This window comes from Flavobacteriaceae bacterium, from assembly GCA_014075215.1.
Classification (GTDB): domain Bacteria; phylum Bacteroidota; class Bacteroidia; order Flavobacteriales; family Flavobacteriaceae; genus Polaribacter.
The window spans coordinates 3,488,406-3,505,356 of the sequence record CP046177.1 but is presented as its reverse complement, the minus strand read 5'-3'; the positions used below and the strand labels follow the sequence as shown (position 1 = coordinate 3,505,356).

Below are 16,951 nucleotides of genomic sequence, written 5' to 3'. Positions count from 1 at the left end.
AAAACCTACTTTTAATGGTTAAAATAAAGACTACTTTTTTCTGTCAAAATTGTGGTACTCAATATCCGAAATGGATGGGGCAATGCAGTATATGTAATGAATGGAATACCATTGTTGAAGAACGTATTCAAAAAGGAGAAAAAAGGAGTTGGCAGCAACCTACAAATACAAAAGGCACTTCCAAACCATTAAAAATAAATGAGATCCAATTAAACCCCGAGGAGAGAATCACTACAAATAATGTTGAACTAGATACGGTTTTAGGTGGTGGTATGGTAAAAGGTTCTGTTATACTGTTAGGCGGAGAGCCCGGAATTGGAAAATCAACACTGCTTCTACAAATAGCTCTAAACATTTCCGAAAGTGTATTATATGTATCGGGAGAAGAAAGTCAATCTCAAATAAAAATGAGGGCAGAAAGGTTACAACCTGACCATTCAAACTGTTTAGTTCTAACCGAAACCAATACACAATTAATCTTTAAGAATATTGAAGAGGTAAAACCTCAACTATTGGTAATTGATTCCATACAAACGTTGTATACAAATACTATGGAAGCTTCTCCCGGAAGTATTTCCCAAATAAGAGAAACTACTGCCGAGTTAATAAAGTTTGCTAAAGAAACCGCCACTCCTGTCCTGCTGATTGGACATATAAATAAGGAAGGGCATATTGCCGGTCCTAAAATTCTGGAACATATGGTAGATGTTGTTTTGCAGTTTGAGGGGGACAGGAATCATACGTACAGAATTTTGCGCTCCCCAAAAAACAGATTCGGATCTACAGCTGAATTGGGGATTTATGAAATGCTATCCAACGGTTTACGGGAAGTTTCCAATCCTTCCGAAATATTGATTTCAAAAAAAGATGTTGATTTAAGCGGTACGGCAATAGCTTCCACTTTGGAAGGAATAAGACCGTTAATGGTAGAAGTTCAGGCATTGGTTAGTAGTGCGGTTTATGGAACACCGCAAAGGGCAGCCACAGGATATCATTTAAAACGTTTGCACATGCTCTTGGCTGTGTTAGAAAAACGCGCCGGATTTGCACTAGGAAACAAAGATGTTTTTTTAAACATTACCGGCGGAATACACGTAAACGACCCTGCAATGGACCTGGCAGTTGTTGCTGCCATACTATCTTCCGGACGAGACATTGCCATTTCTCCTCAAGTTTGTTTTGCTGCGGAAATAGGTTTGGCAGGAGAGATCAGGCCCGTTTCTAAAATTGATCAGCGAATCCTTGAAGCCGAAAAATTAGGGTATACTACTTTTGTTACTTCCAAGTATAATAAAATCACTCCGGCAAAACGTACAATTAAACTCATTCCGGCAGGAAAAATAGAAGAGGCTTTTGCTACCTTATTTGCATAAAAACTAAGAAAACTCAACTTATTTCTTATTTACTTCTTTAATGTATCTTTCCAAAGCCATAGCCATAGAAGGTGTCTCGGGCGACGGTGCTGTAATATGGCACTTTAACCCTGCAGCAGTTGCTGCTTTTATAGTCGAATTTCCAAATACTGCAATTCTGGTATTACTTTGTTTAAAGTCCGGAAAATTTTTAAATAACGAATCAATTCCCGACGGGCTAAAAAATACCAATACGTCATAGAAAACATTTTCCAAATCGGAGAGGTCGCTAACTATGGTTTTGTATAAAACAGCCCTTTTCCAGTTTACTTCCAACATCTCTAACGAATTTGGAATCTCTGGTTTCAACCTATCAGACGAGGGTAATAAAAACGTTTCTTCCTTATGCTTTTTTATCAACTTGCATAATTCCGTAAACGTTCTGTTTCCAACATAAATTTTACGTTTTCTGTATACTACATATTTCTGAAGATAAAAAGCCACTGCTTCCGACTGGCAAAAATACTTCATAGCATCCGGAACTTTGAAACGCATTTCTTCTGCAATCCTAAAAAAATGATCTACTGCATTCCTACTTGTCAGAATAATTGCCGTAAAATTAGATAAATCAATTTTTTGTGCTCTGACCTCTTTGGAAGTAACCCCTTCTACGTGAATAAAAGACCTGAAATCAATTTTTACTTTTTGCTTAGTAGACAAATCGTGGTAAGGAGATGTCTCTGTTTTTGGTGCCGGCTGCGATACCAATATTGTTCTCACTTTCATACTCATTCTTTTCGTTTTATAAAATCAATTTAATCAGCACCAGTAATGGTGCCAATTTAATCGCGCAAAGGTACAAAATAAAATAAAACAACTTGTTAATAATCAGCTTTTTGTTTGTATTTATATAAAATAATGACATCAGACTGATGATAGCAATAACAACAAATAGTATATAGTTGAAGTTCAGTCCTGTATAAAAATATAAGACAAATAAAATAAACATCAGGATTGAACCGGAAAACAAATAACTTCTCTGACTCACAAATAAAATGTCAATTGCAGTACTTTTTATCGAAAATAAAGAAACCAGTACCACCTGGATACCATTTTGCACCAATTGGAATAAAAACAATACACAAAATAATACCAAAAAATTTAAAAAAGTTAGCTCATTTGATGCTTTATAAAAGTCTAAAAACTGTGTAAGAAATAAAGAAAAAACCAATGAACTAAACACAGAAAAAAAAATATTAAACACAGAAAAAAAAGAAGAGTTTTCAAAAGAGTCCGATTCTATAAAACTCTTGTTTAAGAATGATAAGAAATAGCCTCTTAATTTTTTTTGATTTAAGAACTTCAATAACGCCAGAAAAAAAAATGATACTAAAACCATTAACGTAACCCAATCTCTAGATATCAATACCCGTTCTGTTGCTTCCATATTGACGTTTTTGAAACTGCAATTAACACAAAATTAGCAATTAAATAATGTATATTTGCTTTTAATATTTTCAAATTTTAGATGTCTGACGCTTTAGTAATCATACCTACTTATAACGAAAAAGAAAATATTGAAAGCATTATCAGGGCCATATTCAATCAAAAAAAAGCATTTCATATACTTGTGGTAGATGACAATTCACCGGACGGGACATCTGAAATTGTTATCGCTCTAATGAATGAATTCCCCAAAACCCTTTTTATTGAAAACAGACTTGAAAAAAATGGGTTAGGCACTGCATATATTCACGGTTTTTATTGGGCCATAGAGAGGGGATACGATTATATCATTGAAATGGATGCTGATTTTTCTCACAACCCGAATGACTTGATCCAACTTTATAATGCTTGTGTGTATGAGGGAGCAGATGTTTCTATTGGGTCAAGATATTCTAAAGGTGTTAATGTGGTAAACTGGCCTATGAAAAGAGTATTACTTTCTTATTTTGCTTCGAAATATGTACGCTTAATAACCGGAATTCCTATTTACGATACTACTGCCGGATTCGTATGCTATAAAAGAAATGTCTTAGAAACTATAGAACTGGATAAAATTAAATTTGTGGGATATGCTTTTCAAATAGAAATGAAATTTAAAGCATGGAAACATAAATTTAATATTAAAGAAATTTCGGTAATTTTTACAGACCGTACACAAGGGGAATCTAAAATGAGTGGCTCAATAGTTTATGAAGCATTGTTTGGTGTAATCAAAATGAGATTTAACGGGTTAAAATGAGTGCTTACTTAATTAAAAATGCAACGATTGTTAACGATAACCAAACCTTTGTTGGAGATGTATCTATAGAAAATGAGTACATAAAAGAGATTACCAAACATATTACTCCACAAAAAGGTGCTATTATTATTGACGCCAATAAAAAACTTTTAATTCCCGGATTAATTGACGATCAGGTGCATTTTAGAGAGCCCGGATTGACTCACAAAGCAAATATCGCGACAGAAAGCAGGGCCGCCATTGCCGGCGGAATTACCACTTTTATTGAAATGCCCAATACCATTCCCCAGGCAACTACTCAGGAATTATTAGAAGAAAAATTCCGGATAGCAGCAAACACGTCGTATGCAAACTACTCTTTTATGTTTGGCGGTACTAATGACAACCTGGACGAACTGCTAAAAACAGATCCGAAAAATGTAGCCGGAATCAAACTTTTTTTAGGTTCATCTACCGGAAATATGTTAGTAAATGATGAAACCGTACTGGAAAAAATATTTTCATCAACAAAACTTATTATTTCCGTACACTGTGAGGACGAGGCTACAATCAAAAAAAATACGGCTCATTATTCCGCTATATATGGTGAAGATATTCCCGTAACATTACACCCTGTTATCAGAAGTGAGGAAGCTTGTTATATTTCATCGTCAAAAGCAATTGCTTTGGCAAAAAAAACAGGAGCCAGATTGCATGTCTTTCATCTATCGACAGCTAAAGAAACAAACCTATTCAGAAATGATATCCCGTTAGAAAAAAAACAAATTACCGCTGAAGTATGTGTACATCACTTGTGGTTTTCCGATAAAGACTACGAAACAAGAGGAACGCTTATCAAGTGGAATCCCGCAATAAAAACCGAACAAGATCGAAAAAGCTTGTGGGATGCGCTGCTCGACGACAGGATAGACATCATAGCCACAGATCATGCGCCGCATACTTTGAAAGAAAAATCGAATCACTATAAAAATGCCCCCAGCGGAGGCCCCTTGGTACAACACGCCTTATTGGCTTTGCTGGAGAAAGTGAAAGACAAAACTATTTCCTTAGAAAAATTAGTAGAAAAAGCCTGCCATAATCCGGCTAAAATATTCCGGATTGAAAAAAGAGGATATATCAAAGAAGGCTATTTTGCAGATCTGGTTTTGATAGATTTAGAAAAACCTCAACAAGTAACTAAAGAAAATCTATTGTATAAATGTGGTTGGTCTCCATTTGAGGGGCTTGAATTTTCATCAACCATAACACATACTTTTGTAAACGGAACTTTAGCATATAATAACGGAATATTTAATGAAGTAACTAAAGGAAGAAGAATTACTTTTGACAGATAATGGCCAACATGAAAAGACTATTTTTAATTATTATAATCATTTCTTTTTTCTCCTGTACCAGTAATACTATCTATAAAAAGCCTCAGGATTTAATTCCAAGAGATACCATAGTTTCTTTACTTACCGATTTGTATATTGCCGGTGCTTCCAGAGACTTAAAAAATAGTTATTTCCAGGCAAAAGTGGATTATATTCCCTTGATATATAATAAGTATAAAATTGACAGCTCACGTTTCAAAAGAAGTAATTTTTATTATACAACAAGATTAGATGAATATCAAAAATTACTGGAACAGGTAAAACGTAATTTGGAAAATTACAAGAAAAAATATGTAGATGAAAGACGGATAAAAGATTCTATCAGGAGAGATTCTATTAAAAAACTAGCTCCAAAGACAACTATAGAAGCTCCAAATAAGACATATAAAAAAGGTTCGGGAGATTTATTAAACAAGAGGCCTTTGCAAAATTGATTTGACAAAAAAGTTCGATGCCCGAAGAACATTTTCAACCGGAATAACCTGGTGGTTTTGAGGATTTAAAATTTTCGGGAAGGAAGAAATTTGAAGTCAAATCAATTCAAACACAGAATATACCACTATTTTGCAAAGGCCTCCAAAAAATAATGGCGGGCTATGACGCTTAATACAGTTTAAAGTTAAAAAGTTGGAAAGTCAATAGCATCCGAAAGTTTAGATATAAGACCGCTACGCTTAAAGACATAAAAAGGGATATTCGTAAAACTATCCATCAAGATTAATATTCCACTAAGATTTTCTTTTTGAGCAAGAAGAATATCCATACGTTGAGGCTTTTGCACGCTTTTATTGGCAAAAAGTGTTTTTTTCACTGATTTTTAGACATAGTTATCCCATGGACCTGGCTAAGAAAGTGTTTTTTTTGCGGTATTGTTAAGCTACGTGTTGCCGAGCTTTGGCAGATGCTTTTTGATCCTTTACCCTTTTGGCAATCCTTACCGCATTGGCGGTATGGATGCCAAAGCAGATCCACAAGGTTTCCGTTTTCTGTGTTCTTGCCTTGATCTTGTCAAGGGAGTAGTGCTGTTTTTCGGTTCCAAAACTACCTTCCATTCCGGTAGCCCTTTCTTTGGACAAGATTTGCCTTAATTGCTTTTGTTGTTGGGCGTCTTTAGAAGGTTTCCCTTTGGGGACAAAACTGATTTGGATATTGTTTTTGGTGCAGTAACTTCTGTTGGCATTGGTGACGTAGATATTGTCAGCGGCAATAGCTTTGGTTTTGGTATGGGTTAAGGACTGGGCTTGATAGACGGAGCTTTGCAGGCGGATACCTTCGTGAAAGGCGTCAAAGCTTAAGTTTTCTATAAAATTGATGCCATCGATTTGAACGGTATTGACCTTGGCACCAAACTCAACACGCTTGGTTTCCTTGCCCCTTACTATAGGACGGATATACCTTTTGTCTATGCTCACAATAAGATCCTTGGGCTTCTCTTTGGTGGTGTACCACTCTCGTTGCTGTTCCAGCCACTGTATACCTTCGCTTGATCTTTTTGCTAAACGATTGGGCAAGTGAACCCCATGGAATAGATTGATGGAGGTAACCCAAATCGGAACCGAGAAAGTTTTGATAATAACTCTCAAACTTCTCTGAGGGGGTTTCGAAATTTATTTGGTTGATTGACTGGGATAATTTTCGTACTTTAGTCATAGATAAAAAATAAGATTACCCCGAATTTAGGGCTTTTTGCTCACTTTTCGGGGTTTTTTAGGGATCTTTATCTAATCTAATTTACTGAAAAACAAATAATTGAATATTTTACGAATATCCCTAAAAAACACTGAAAAAGAGACTCAAAAAGTAAAATAAACTCAATAAAGTGATGATAGGTAAACTTTTAAAACACTTCACAATAGAAAAAACCTCGTAATCAAGACCAATTGATAAGCAGCAAACGAATCTAAAAATCGTTTTACCCATAGGGGATGAAAAATCAAAAACGAATCAGTCAACAAGGCGTATATTGCTAGCCTATCGGCGCAACATACGCTTAGTTATTGGTAGCCGTTTTTATTCGTTTCAACTTTCAAAACCTGTATTCCAATTTTAAAAGTACAAATCTTGATAATAATCTATATTCAGTTGTTGATGTTCCGATGTCGCTGATTATAAAATTCTTGAACCTTTCGGTGTTAAAAAGGTTTTTCCCAGTTAAACCCAAAGTCAGTTTGTTATCAATGAGTTTGCATCTTGCATCAAGGTCTAAAAAATAATAGGTATTGTCAGTTTGTAAGTTTCCGAAATAGTAACGTTCTGATTGTAATTGAACATCTAGTCTATTATTGAAAATAAATGATAAATCTAGAAAACTCACGTTATTAGTAAACGAATTATTTATAGTAGTTTCTATTTCAGTTGTTGTCCATTTAGTACCCAAATGATAATTAAAAACACCTTTAAAACCAGAACGCAATTCTAAACCATAGTTGTAATTATTTGAGGTTACTTGTCTTAAATTAGAATTGTTTACAATGTTCTTAAACTCACTTTTTGTATAGCCTAAATCTACTTTTAAATTTGACGATATAAATTTAAAGTAATAATCTAATTTTGAATTGATGCTTAAAAATTCTCGGTCTTCAATCAGTATTTTTTCAGCCTGCGTAAAGTTTTGTTCTATTGCTGTATTTGTTGAAAAAAAATCGTGATTTTTGTTGTAAAGGATAAATGTATTTGCAAAAAAACGGTCGCTCCAATTTCCAAGTTGATAATTAAAAACAACACTTGAAGCCTCTAATTGATTAAAATTTCCTGTACCTTGATTAAAAGAACGAAAGCCAGTTAATACAAAATCACTAAAGACATCTAAAACTTTTGCATTTGTGGTGTTGTAAGAGTAAGAAGATGTTATTTTGTTTTTATCATTTATTTCCCAATCAAAACCTAAACTTGGATTGACAAAAAATGGATTTTGATTACTATTTATATTATTGTTATCTAAACTATTAAAAAGCTGATGTACATCTAGTTTGCCGACTATCCCAAAATCTTTAAGTTTTAATCTGTATTTGCTTTTAAAGTACAAATCATTGAACACATAATTGGTTTGGTTTTGGTAGCCAATTGGTTGTTCTAAAACGGTATTATTCTCTAAAAGTGAAAAAGTAGTAGATAATATGTCTTTTCGGTATTCATTACCTAATTGAAGTTCTAATAAATGACCATTGGCTTTTCGGTCTAATAAATGTGCATTAACACCTGCAAATTGCATTTGGTTAGTGCTTTGTTGTTTTACATTATTAGCGTTGGTAAAAGCAGGAAATAAATCTTGATAAAAAAATTGATTAATGGTATAGTTTTGTGGTGTTTTTTCATCAATAAAACGACCAGTCAATAAAAATACTTTTTTGTCTGCAAACTTATTGGTATAGCTTATTTTTTGGTCAAAAAGTGTATTTTGATACTGCAAGTTCTCAATAGTAGAATTACCGTTAAATATTAAATTAGAATTATCGTTAAAATCGCCATTATTGTATTTAGTAGTCGCTTCAAGCATTTTGGTCTTTGAAATATTGTAGGTAAAATCAAGTTTACCAAAAGCTATTCGTTTTTTGTTACGCAATTTATAATCTTCAGTATTGGTAAAATTTGTTCCATTGACATCAACAACGTCAATGCTTTTTCTAAAAAAATTGGTTTCGTCCCAATTGAAAAATCCCAAAATTTTTGTTTTTAGTTTTTCTGTTGGGTTAAAAATGGCATTTAATGATATTAATTCTGCGTTATTAAAGTTAGTTCTGTCTTTTTTAAAATTAAGATTGTTAAGTAATAGGTTTAGTAATGAATTTACAGTTTGATTATCGCCTATGCTTGCATCCTCATCAAATCTTGAAGATTTGATGAGATGATTGATATCACCAGTTGCATTATAACCAATATTATTAAAATTAGAAAAAAAAATAAATTTATTTTTTTTTTCAAAATTCATCATATAAGTTTTAAGATGATATCTATTAACTGAATGCAAATCATAACCAAGAGAAACATTACCAAACCATTGCCTTTTCGCATCCTCTTTTAACACTAAATTTAGCGCAACTTTGTCGCTTTCCTCAATATTCTTTAGTAACCTATTATTAGAATATTTTTGCAAAATTTGTATTTTTTCTAATTGGTCTGGAGGCATATTTTTAGATAATATTTTATAGCCTCGTTCAAAAAAATCATCACCATCTATCATTAATTTTTCTATTTCTTGATTACCTACTTTAATAGTTCCTTCAATATCTACAGTAATGCCCGGTATTTTTTTTAACAAATCTTCTACAGTAGCATCACTACCTTTTAAAAATTTATTGACTTTTATTTCTACAGTATCTTTTTTTACTTTTATAACCTTTTCTGATTGAATAATGATTTCATCTAATTCTAAAGTTTGTTCTTGCAAAGAAATATTTTTAACAATTTCACTTTTATCTTTTTTTAATATTAAAGCAATCATTTTTGTTTTGTAACCCATAGAGGAAAAAGACATATTATATATACCTTTTTTATTAATTTCTAATAAATAAGTTCCATTTTCGTCAGAATAAGTATAGTTAATATTATTATTCAAACTATCTTTTATCATAATACTTACATACGAAATAGGATTTTTTGAATAATCGCTTATCAATCCTTTTAAAGTAGTTTGAGAAAAGGTAAGATTACATAAAAAAAAAGCAATTAATAGTTTAATTTTTCTCATTAAATATTTCTATTTCTTTACTGCAATCATCACATTTTTTATCTCTTTTAAATGGTTTAGACCCTTTTGGTCTTCTAGCAGACATTTCAGCAAACATATTATCAATCAACTCTTCTTTTTTATTTAAATAAGCATCTAAATTTATAGCTTTCTCTAACTCTTTTTTATCAAACTCAAAAAAACAATTATCATTTCCAACTTTAATTTTATTAGCAACTGCATGAAATACTTTGTCAGTATTATAAAATTCTAAAATCATTCCTGGTAAATTTCTTAATTTCCAGGGACCAAATGAAACAGGAATTTCTTCTGTATACCACGCTGTATAATTTCTGCCTCTAAATAGAATCGTAGCTTTCTTGCATAAAAAATTAGACAATTTTTTGGTTTCTGAATGTAATTTCCAAGAGTTTTTAAATTTTTCTTCTTTTACTAGTATTACTTCATCGAAAAAGTTATCTCTAAAGAAAAAAGAATTTATTGAATTATAATAAAACTTACTTGTTGTATTTTTTCTGCCAACAACTATATTCACTTGAGTACCCATTGGTTTATTCTCTTGTGATTTTTCATTTTCAGCCTTAGTTATGGCTATTTCTTTTGAATAGGAAATTTTTCTATTAAAATATAACTCATATTTTTCTTGATTTATATAATCTAAATTAATGGTATAAGTGTATTCTATTTTTCCACAAATATTATTTTTTTGTGCATTCATATTAATGAATAAACCAAAAAACATAATAAATAAAATTTTATTTTTCATATTTCTATATTTAAGTAATAATCTATCTGGTCTTAATTAAGACCAGATAGATATTGATTAATTAGCAATAATTACTATTTCTTCAAGTTCAATAACATACTCCCATTCAGTACAATATTTTCTACCGTTTCTGTAAATACAATATCTTACCCAATAATCAAAAACTTCAACTTCAATATTTTCTGCTTGAAATGTATTCATTGAGGTTGAGTTATTTTTTACTTCATATGAAGAAGTAAAACTAATTAAGTCAATAGATAATGACTCAAAATCCAAATCATTAGAAGCAACATTCTCAATTGATATGTCTTCAATCTCTGAAATTTTTAAGTCATTATTACTAAAATTATTTGCATAAGAACTTGTTAATGCAAATAAAAAAACAAAAATTAAAACTACTTTTTTCATATTTTAAAAAGGTTTTAAAAATTACCCTACAAATTGTAGGTTTGGGAATTATTCCCGTTTTTGGTATTCATTCAATTTTACTATTTTGTTTACTCATAATGTTCAAATCTCTTTAAGCGAATGACTTTTGTTGTTTCAATGTACAACTTTTCTTTTTTCGGAACCTCTGATTTTAACGCAATATTGTTTTCAAATGGCTACCAAATATCTCTTTTTACAGGCATTTATTTATTGCCTGACTATGCCTATTGTTTTACTCAAAAAAAATGGAAAAATTTATTCAAAAGATAAAGATTTTAGGGGTTATTAAAGTTATCACTACAACAAACCTATAAAAATATTTCTTTATATCCAATGTTGTGTTTAAAAAAAATGAGGATATTTTTCTTTTAACATGAAAAAGCCGTACTGCAAATTCCTCTAAAAACTGAGGAAATAGCTTTATTTTAGAAAAAATAAAAACCAACATCACGAACTTTCCAATATCCGATCAAAAAAAGATATCAGACGTCATATATAGGGCTTGCTGAAAAGTTCAGAGGTGCATTAATTTTGTAATTTTCGAAGATGTAGATGTATATAAATACTTCAAATTGAGAAAGTTGCAAAAGTGATGTGCCTCTGAGCAACAAAAAAATGTTCTTTAATTGTGTAACAAAATGCAAGGTTTTAGCATCAGTTAGGTTAAAAGGCATGCACTTTTTGTCAAGAGAATTATTATAAGTCATTGCCTTTCAGAAATGTAGTATTTTTCAGCAGACCCTATTTGGACATGCTCAATGCTCATGCCAATATTTTTATACCAGTTATTATTTGAAATTACTGTAAAAGAAAATGATGATTTTTTTCTTTATTGGAGTTAGAAAAATAAAGCGTGCATTCGTTACGGTTTCTTTTTATAGCGAACAAGAAAGGAAAAAAGAGCATTTTATTACGGTAATTTCAAGTGATAAGTGGTATTACTTTCGAACTTTTATACTTTTCGACTTTTTAACTGTATTTTTTTGAAGAAATAAAGAAGCCGTTTCTTTAATTACATTTGCTATGTTTTCAAAAGCAAAACCTGTTTTTTGAATGAATTTATCCGAAGAGTAATATGTTTTTTCATGAGCAGATTTTGCAGTATGCTTTGTTATTAAAGGTTCTTTTCCTGTTAATATCATCAACATTTTGTTCGCCCGCCAGAGAACAGCCGTTTGCCAGGGTTTTATTTTAAATGAAGGTCTTTTTTTATGAAATGCATCTGCAATTGTAAAAAAAACTTCTTTAAAAGATTTGTTTTCCGACACCAAAATGAATTGCTCGTTTTTGACAGTGCCCTCCATTAAATGATGCATTGATTTTACAACATCTTTTACCCCTACAAAACCGGTGATTCCTTCAGTATAAAATTTAAACCCTTTATATAGCTGAGTAAACAGTTTTCCGGAACCGGTATTCCAATATCCCGCGCCTAAGATAACTCCCGGGTTTACAATAATGACATCAATCCCTTACTGGCTTGCTCTCCAAACTTCCATTTCAGCCCCGTGCTTTGTAATAGCATATCCATGATTTTTACCATGTGTATCCCATTCATTTTCTTCGGTGGTCGCTACTCCTTTTTGCCCTTCTCCTAATGCTGCAATAGAGCTCACAAAACATAATTTTTGAACATTAGCATCAATTGCTAAATTCACCATAATAGCCGTAGCGTGTATATTTACTTTTCTCATTGTGATATACTCTTTTGGATAAAAAGAAATAAGAGCAGCGCAGTGATATACTTTGGAAATATTTTTAAATGCAGGAATCATCTCCGGAACAGAAGTAATATCTGCTTGGACCCACTCGATTTTAGAAAAATAAGTGTCTGCAAACTCCGTATAATACGAAAATACTTTTTTTACTTTTTCCAAGCCGGAAACGGTTCTGTAAACAGCTCTGATGCTATCTTCATTTTGTGTTAAATGATATAATAAATGAGCCCCTAAAAAACCGGTTCCTCCGGTGACTAAAATCATACGGCTAATTTAGTTTTTTTAAAGGATAAATGTATCTTTACTTTTTTAAATCTTGTAGAAGAATGATAAATTTTGTAGAAGAACTACGCTGGCGAGGACTGTTGCATGATATGATACCGGAAACCGAAACGCATCTGCTGGAAAATAAGACTACCGGTTATATTGGGTTTGATCCTACTGCAGATTCTCTGCATGTTGGCAGCCTGGTACAAATACTAATTCTGATGCATTTCCAAAGAGCAGGCCATAAACCTATTGCATTGATTGGCGGGGCAACAGGAATGATAGGAGATCCTTCCGGCAAATCTGCCGAACGAAATTTACTGGACGAAGCAACCTTAACTAAAAATATCACAGGAATAAAAAACCAGCTAACTCGATTTCTGGATTTTGACATCCATCTGGAAAATGCTGCCGAATTAGTAAATAACTACGATTGGATGAAACCAATTTCTCTGATTGATTTTGTTCGTGATACGGGAAAACATATTACCGTAAATTATATGATAGCCAAAGATTCCGTAAAAAAACGTTTGGGAGCAGCATCCAAAGAAGGAATGAGTTTTACAGAATTTACATATCAATTATTTCAAGGATATGATTTTTATCACTTGTACAAAGAGAAAAACTGTACACTTCAAATGGGAGGCGCCGATCAATGGGGAAATATTACGACCGGAACCGAATTGATCCGAAGAAAAACCCAGAGGAAAGCATACGCTATAACTGTGCCTTTGGTAACCAAAGCTGACGGAACAAAATTTGGAAAAACCGAAGGAGGAAATGTCTGGTTAGATACAGGCAGAACCTCTCCCTATAAATTTTATCAATACTGGTTGAATATTTCTGATGAAGATGCTGAAAAATATATTAGGATATTTACATTTTTAAGCAGAGAAGCTATTGATGCACTAATTACCAAACACAAAGAAACTCCGCATTTGCGTTTGCTGCAAAAAAAAATCGGGGAAGAAATTACGATCATGGTACACGGTAAAGAAGCATATGAGAACGCCATAAAAGCATCAGCTATCTTATTTGGCAAGTCTACAGCCCGTGATTTAAAATTGTTGAATGAGCAGACTTTTTTAGAGGTTTTTGATGGTGTTCCGCAGGCAATTATTTCGAAAAAAGATATGGAAAATGGCCTGGGCATGATTGATGCATTGGCTGCAAAAACAGGATTTATGACTTCAAACGGAGATGCCCGAAGAGCATTAAAAGAAAATGCAATTGCAGTGAATAAAGAAAAAGTAAAAGAAAGCTTTATCATTACTACTACAAATTTAATTTCAGAAAAGTACGTGCTGCTTCAGCGAGGTAAAAAAAATTATTTCTTATTAAAAATAATATAAAAACCTTAAAACCTCTTCCTAAGCAAAATCTCTTCATCTGATATTTTAAATCGAAACCTTTCACCGCATTATAGTATATTTACCTTGATGAATCTTTACAACAGCATAGCGCATTTTACTTTTTTATTTCTTAAGGTGTATGCACTATTCAATGCTAAAATAAAGTTATTTGTAGATGGGCGAAAAAAGACATTTCAAAAACTCTCTGTTTTTAGAAAAAAAGATAAAATTATTTGGTTTCATACTGCTTCTCTGGGGGAGTTTGAGCAGGGCAGACCTGTAATAGAAGAAATCAAAAGAAAATATTCCGATTATAAAATACTCATTACTTTTTTTTCACCGTCAGGTTATGAAATCAGAAAAAATTACGAGCTGGCTGACGTTGTTTGTTATCTACCTTTTGACACAAAAAAAAAGGTATCGCAATTTATTAACGTGATCCGACCCAAGCTCGCCATTATTATAAAATACGAATTTTGGCCAAATCTTTTACATGAATTGAAAAGACAAGCTGTTTCAACTCTATTGCTCTCAGGAATTTTTAGAAAGAACCAGATATTTTTTACACCTTTTGGAAAATGGATGAAAAACTCGTTGGAAGCATTTGATCATTTTTTTGTGCAGGATGAGGCGTCAAAAAAACTATTGGCATTTATTCATTTTAATAATGTTTCCGTGAGCGGAGATACCCGTTTTGACCGGGTTACTACGATTCTTGAACAGCATCATTCCATTCCCTCTATCTCAACATTTAAAAACCATCAATATACCGTTGTCGCAGGGAGCACATGGCCGGAAGACGAAGCATTATTAGTACGCTACATCAACGATTCCGAAGATGAGAAATTTATTATTGCTCCACATAATATCCATTCGGCAGGAATTCAAAAATTAACTACGGCAATTCAAAAGAAGACTCTTCTTTTTTCTGAAAAAGACAAGTACAATCTTTCGGAATATCAGGTTTTGATAGTGGATACAATAGGGTTATTAGCTGCTATTTATTCATATGCAGATACTGCTTATATAGGCGGTGGATTTAAAAAAGGAGGACTGCATAATATTTTAGAACCCGCTACATTTGGGATTCCCGTTGTTATTGGGCCTCAGTTTAGCAAGTTTAAAGAGGCCGTAGATTTGGTAGCATTAAAAGGATGTTTTTCCGTAAAGAATCAACAAGAGCTTTCAAGTATTTTCCGTCAATTAAAGTCAGATAAAAAGTACAGAAAAGAAACAGGGGACATCAATCAAGAATACGTTCGGGAAAATAAGGGAGCTACAAATATAATTATGGATTATATCAGCAAAAAAATATTGCCCATCTAAATCGTATACGCTAACTTGCTGTACTATATTGATGACTTAAAATTTAATTATGGAACTCATAACGCTAACTTGGCCTTGGTATATTGGAGGGCCTGCAATTGCTTTGGTATTACTGCTACTGTTCTATTTTGGAAAAAGCTTTGGTATTTCTACCAATCTGGAAACATTTTGTACTATGGGAGGGGCGGGAAAGTTTTCAGATTATTTTAAAACTGACTGGAAAGCAAAACGGTGGAGTTTGATTTTTGTAGTCGGAATCATTTTGGGCGGATTCATTTCAAATACATTTTTAATGCCTTCTCAAACAATTGATTTAAATCCGGAAACGATAAAAGAATTAGCAGCATTGGGTTTTCCTGATGCCGGAAGTCAATACCTGCCTGCCGAAATATTTAGCACGGAGAATCTAACATCATTTAAAGGTATTGGCATTTTACTGGTAGCAGGATTGTGTATTGGTTTTGGAGCGCGATATGCCGGCGGATGTACATCGGGTCATGCTATTACAGGATTGAGTAGTTTACAAGTACCCTCATTAATTGCCGTAACAGGTTTTTTTGCCGGCGGATTGCTAATGGTATGGTTTCTATTTCCTTTATTATTTTAAGCCATGAAGTATATAAAATTTTTAATTATCGGAATTGTATTTGGAATTGTTTTGAGTAAATCAGAAGTGGTTTCATGGTATCGAATTTATGAAATGTTTAAATTTCAGTCATTTCATATGTATGGGATCATTGGGTCTGCAGTGGTATTGGGAATCATCATCATGCAATTATTTAAACGAGGCATTATCAGAGATTTTCAAGGAAATCCAATTCATGTAAAGCCCAAGAAAAAAGGATTTATCAGAACTTTTATCGGCGGAAGTATTTTTGGGTTAGGCTGGGCATTGGCAGGAGCATGCCCCGGCCCTGTTTTTGTGTTAATCGGACATGGAGCCATAATGATCTTAATTGTGCTGTTAGGAGCAATTTTAGGAGCATTCGTATACGGATTATTACATAAGAAATTACCTGATTAAGTTGGAAAGACATTATCGATATTCGGATGATATCTACGAAGAAAAATTCAAGTCAGGAAAATTTCCCCCGCTCTATTTTTCTCACGAAGCTCATTTGAGATTGGCTTATATACATATTAAGAAATACAGATTAGAGCAATCCATACAACATATGGGTAGACAGATATACCATTTTGCAATTAAGTATGGGGCTACTATGAAATTCAACGCCACTGTAACCTACGCTTCTTTACAAATCATGAATCGTTATATGCAGCAATCCGAAAGTGATCATTCTTCTGATTTTATCAAAGAGTTTCCTTCTTTATCGGAAGATTTTAAAGGAATTATAAAACAACATTATAGCCAAGATATTTTTCGCTCGCCGGAAGCAAAAGCTACTATTTTGTACCCGGATTTAGTACCTTTTTAG

At 32.7% G+C, this 16,951-nt stretch carries 15 protein-coding genes and 2 pseudogenes; 9 read left to right on the top strand and 8 right to left on the bottom strand.

Annotated features, from left to right (window positions below):
- Window positions 1-14: 14 nt before the first annotated feature.
- On the top strand, window positions 15-1,373 hold the full coding sequence (gene radA / locus GKR88_17450; GenBank protein ID QMU65883.1) for a DNA repair protein RadA: 1,359 nt from the start codon (window positions 15-17) through the stop codon (window positions 1,371-1,373).
- Window positions 1,374-1,391: 18 nt separating this feature from the next.
- Here radA and GKR88_17445 read toward each other — a convergent pair whose 3' ends face one another.
- Window positions 1,392-2,138 carry a uroporphyrinogen-III synthase gene (locus GKR88_17445; protein ID QMU65882.1) on the bottom strand — a complete coding sequence of 249 codons (747 nt, stop codon included), beginning with the start codon at window positions 2,136-2,138 and terminating at the stop codon, window positions 1,392-1,394.
- A gap of 16 nt (window positions 2,139-2,154) precedes the next feature.
- Window positions 2,155-2,799 (bottom strand): DUF4271 domain-containing protein, encoded by a 645-nt coding sequence (locus GKR88_17440; protein ID QMU65881.1) that lies wholly within the window; start codon window positions 2,797-2,799, stop codon window positions 2,155-2,157.
- An 81-nt stretch (window positions 2,800-2,880) separates the two neighbouring features.
- Between GKR88_17440 and GKR88_17435 the strand changes: the two genes are divergently transcribed.
- From GKR88_17435 to GKR88_17425, 3 genes are read left to right on the top strand one after another with little or no spacing between them, the layout of a single operon-like run.
- On the top strand, window positions 2,881-3,597 hold the full coding sequence (locus GKR88_17435; protein ID QMU65880.1) for a glycosyltransferase: 717 nt from the start codon (window positions 2,881-2,883) through the stop codon (window positions 3,595-3,597).
- Complete coding sequence (locus tag GKR88_17430) at window positions 3,594-4,931, top strand: dihydroorotase (GenBank protein ID QMU65879.1); 1,338 nt, start codon at window positions 3,594-3,596, stop codon at window positions 4,929-4,931. The genes GKR88_17435 and GKR88_17430 overlap by 4 nt, the downstream gene beginning before the upstream one ends.
- Window positions 4,931-5,404 carry a DUF4296 domain-containing protein gene (locus GKR88_17425; protein ID QMU65878.1) on the top strand — a complete coding sequence of 158 codons (474 nt, stop codon included), beginning with the start codon at window positions 4,931-4,933 and terminating at the stop codon, window positions 5,402-5,404. Before GKR88_17430 ends, GKR88_17425 begins: the two co-directional genes overlap by 1 nt.
- A gap of 185 nt (window positions 5,405-5,589) precedes the next feature.
- Here the strand turns inward: GKR88_17425 and GKR88_17420 are convergent, their stop codons facing one another.
- The 6 genes and pseudogenes from GKR88_17420 to GKR88_17395 form a co-directional block, all read right to left on the bottom strand.
- Window positions 5,590-5,781 carry a hypothetical protein gene (locus GKR88_17420; GenBank protein QMU65877.1) on the bottom strand — a complete coding sequence of 64 codons (192 nt, stop codon included), beginning with the start codon at window positions 5,779-5,781 and terminating at the stop codon, window positions 5,590-5,592.
- Window positions 5,782-5,842: 61 nt separating this feature from the next.
- Window positions 5,843-6,577: a transposase gene (locus tag GKR88_17415; protein QMU65876.1), complete on the bottom strand. Its 735-nt coding sequence runs from the start codon at window positions 6,575-6,577 to the stop codon at window positions 5,843-5,845.
- Between the two features lie 419 nt (window positions 6,578-6,996).
- Window positions 6,997-9,657: a TonB-dependent receptor gene (locus GKR88_17410; protein ID QMU65875.1), complete on the bottom strand. Its 2,661-nt coding sequence runs from the start codon at window positions 9,655-9,657 to the stop codon at window positions 6,997-6,999.
- Window positions 9,644-10,423: a GLPGLI family protein gene (locus GKR88_17405; protein ID QMU65874.1), complete on the bottom strand. Its 780-nt coding sequence runs from the start codon at window positions 10,421-10,423 to the stop codon at window positions 9,644-9,646. The genes GKR88_17410 and GKR88_17405 overlap by 14 nt, the downstream gene beginning before the upstream one ends.
- Window positions 10,424-10,480: 57 nt before the next feature.
- Window positions 10,481-10,738, bottom strand: a pseudogene (locus GKR88_17400) (hypothetical protein).
- Between the two features lie 1,052 nt (window positions 10,739-11,790).
- Window positions 11,791-12,834 (bottom strand): annotated as a pseudogene (locus GKR88_17395) (NAD-dependent epimerase/dehydratase family protein).
- Between the two features lie 62 nt (window positions 12,835-12,896).
- Between GKR88_17395 and GKR88_17390 the strand changes: the two are divergent.
- The 5 genes from GKR88_17390 to GKR88_17370 all read left to right on the top strand — a co-directional run bounded on the left by GKR88_17390 (window position 12,897) and on the right by GKR88_17370 (window position 16,951).
- A complete protein-coding gene (locus GKR88_17390) occupies window positions 12,897-14,189 on the top strand; it encodes a tyrosine--tRNA ligase (GenBank protein ID QMU65873.1) in 1,293 nt (430 codons plus the stop codon).
- 87 nt (window positions 14,190-14,276) lie between these two features.
- Complete coding sequence (locus GKR88_17385) at window positions 14,277-15,515, top strand: 3-deoxy-D-manno-octulosonic acid transferase (GenBank protein QMU65872.1); 1,239 nt, start codon at window positions 14,277-14,279, stop codon at window positions 15,513-15,515.
- Between the two features lie 49 nt (window positions 15,516-15,564).
- Window positions 15,565-16,122, top strand: coding sequence for a YeeE/YedE family protein (locus GKR88_17380; protein QMU65871.1), 558 nt, complete (start codon window positions 15,565-15,567; stop codon window positions 16,120-16,122).
- A gap of 3 nt (window positions 16,123-16,125) precedes the next feature.
- Window positions 16,126-16,539, top strand: coding sequence for a YeeE/YedE family protein (locus GKR88_17375; protein ID QMU65870.1), 414 nt, complete (start codon window positions 16,126-16,128; stop codon window positions 16,537-16,539).
- 1 nt (window position 16,540) lies between these two features.
- Complete coding sequence (locus tag GKR88_17370; GenBank protein ID QMU65869.1) at window positions 16,541-16,951, top strand: hypothetical protein; 411 nt, start codon at window positions 16,541-16,543, stop codon at window positions 16,949-16,951.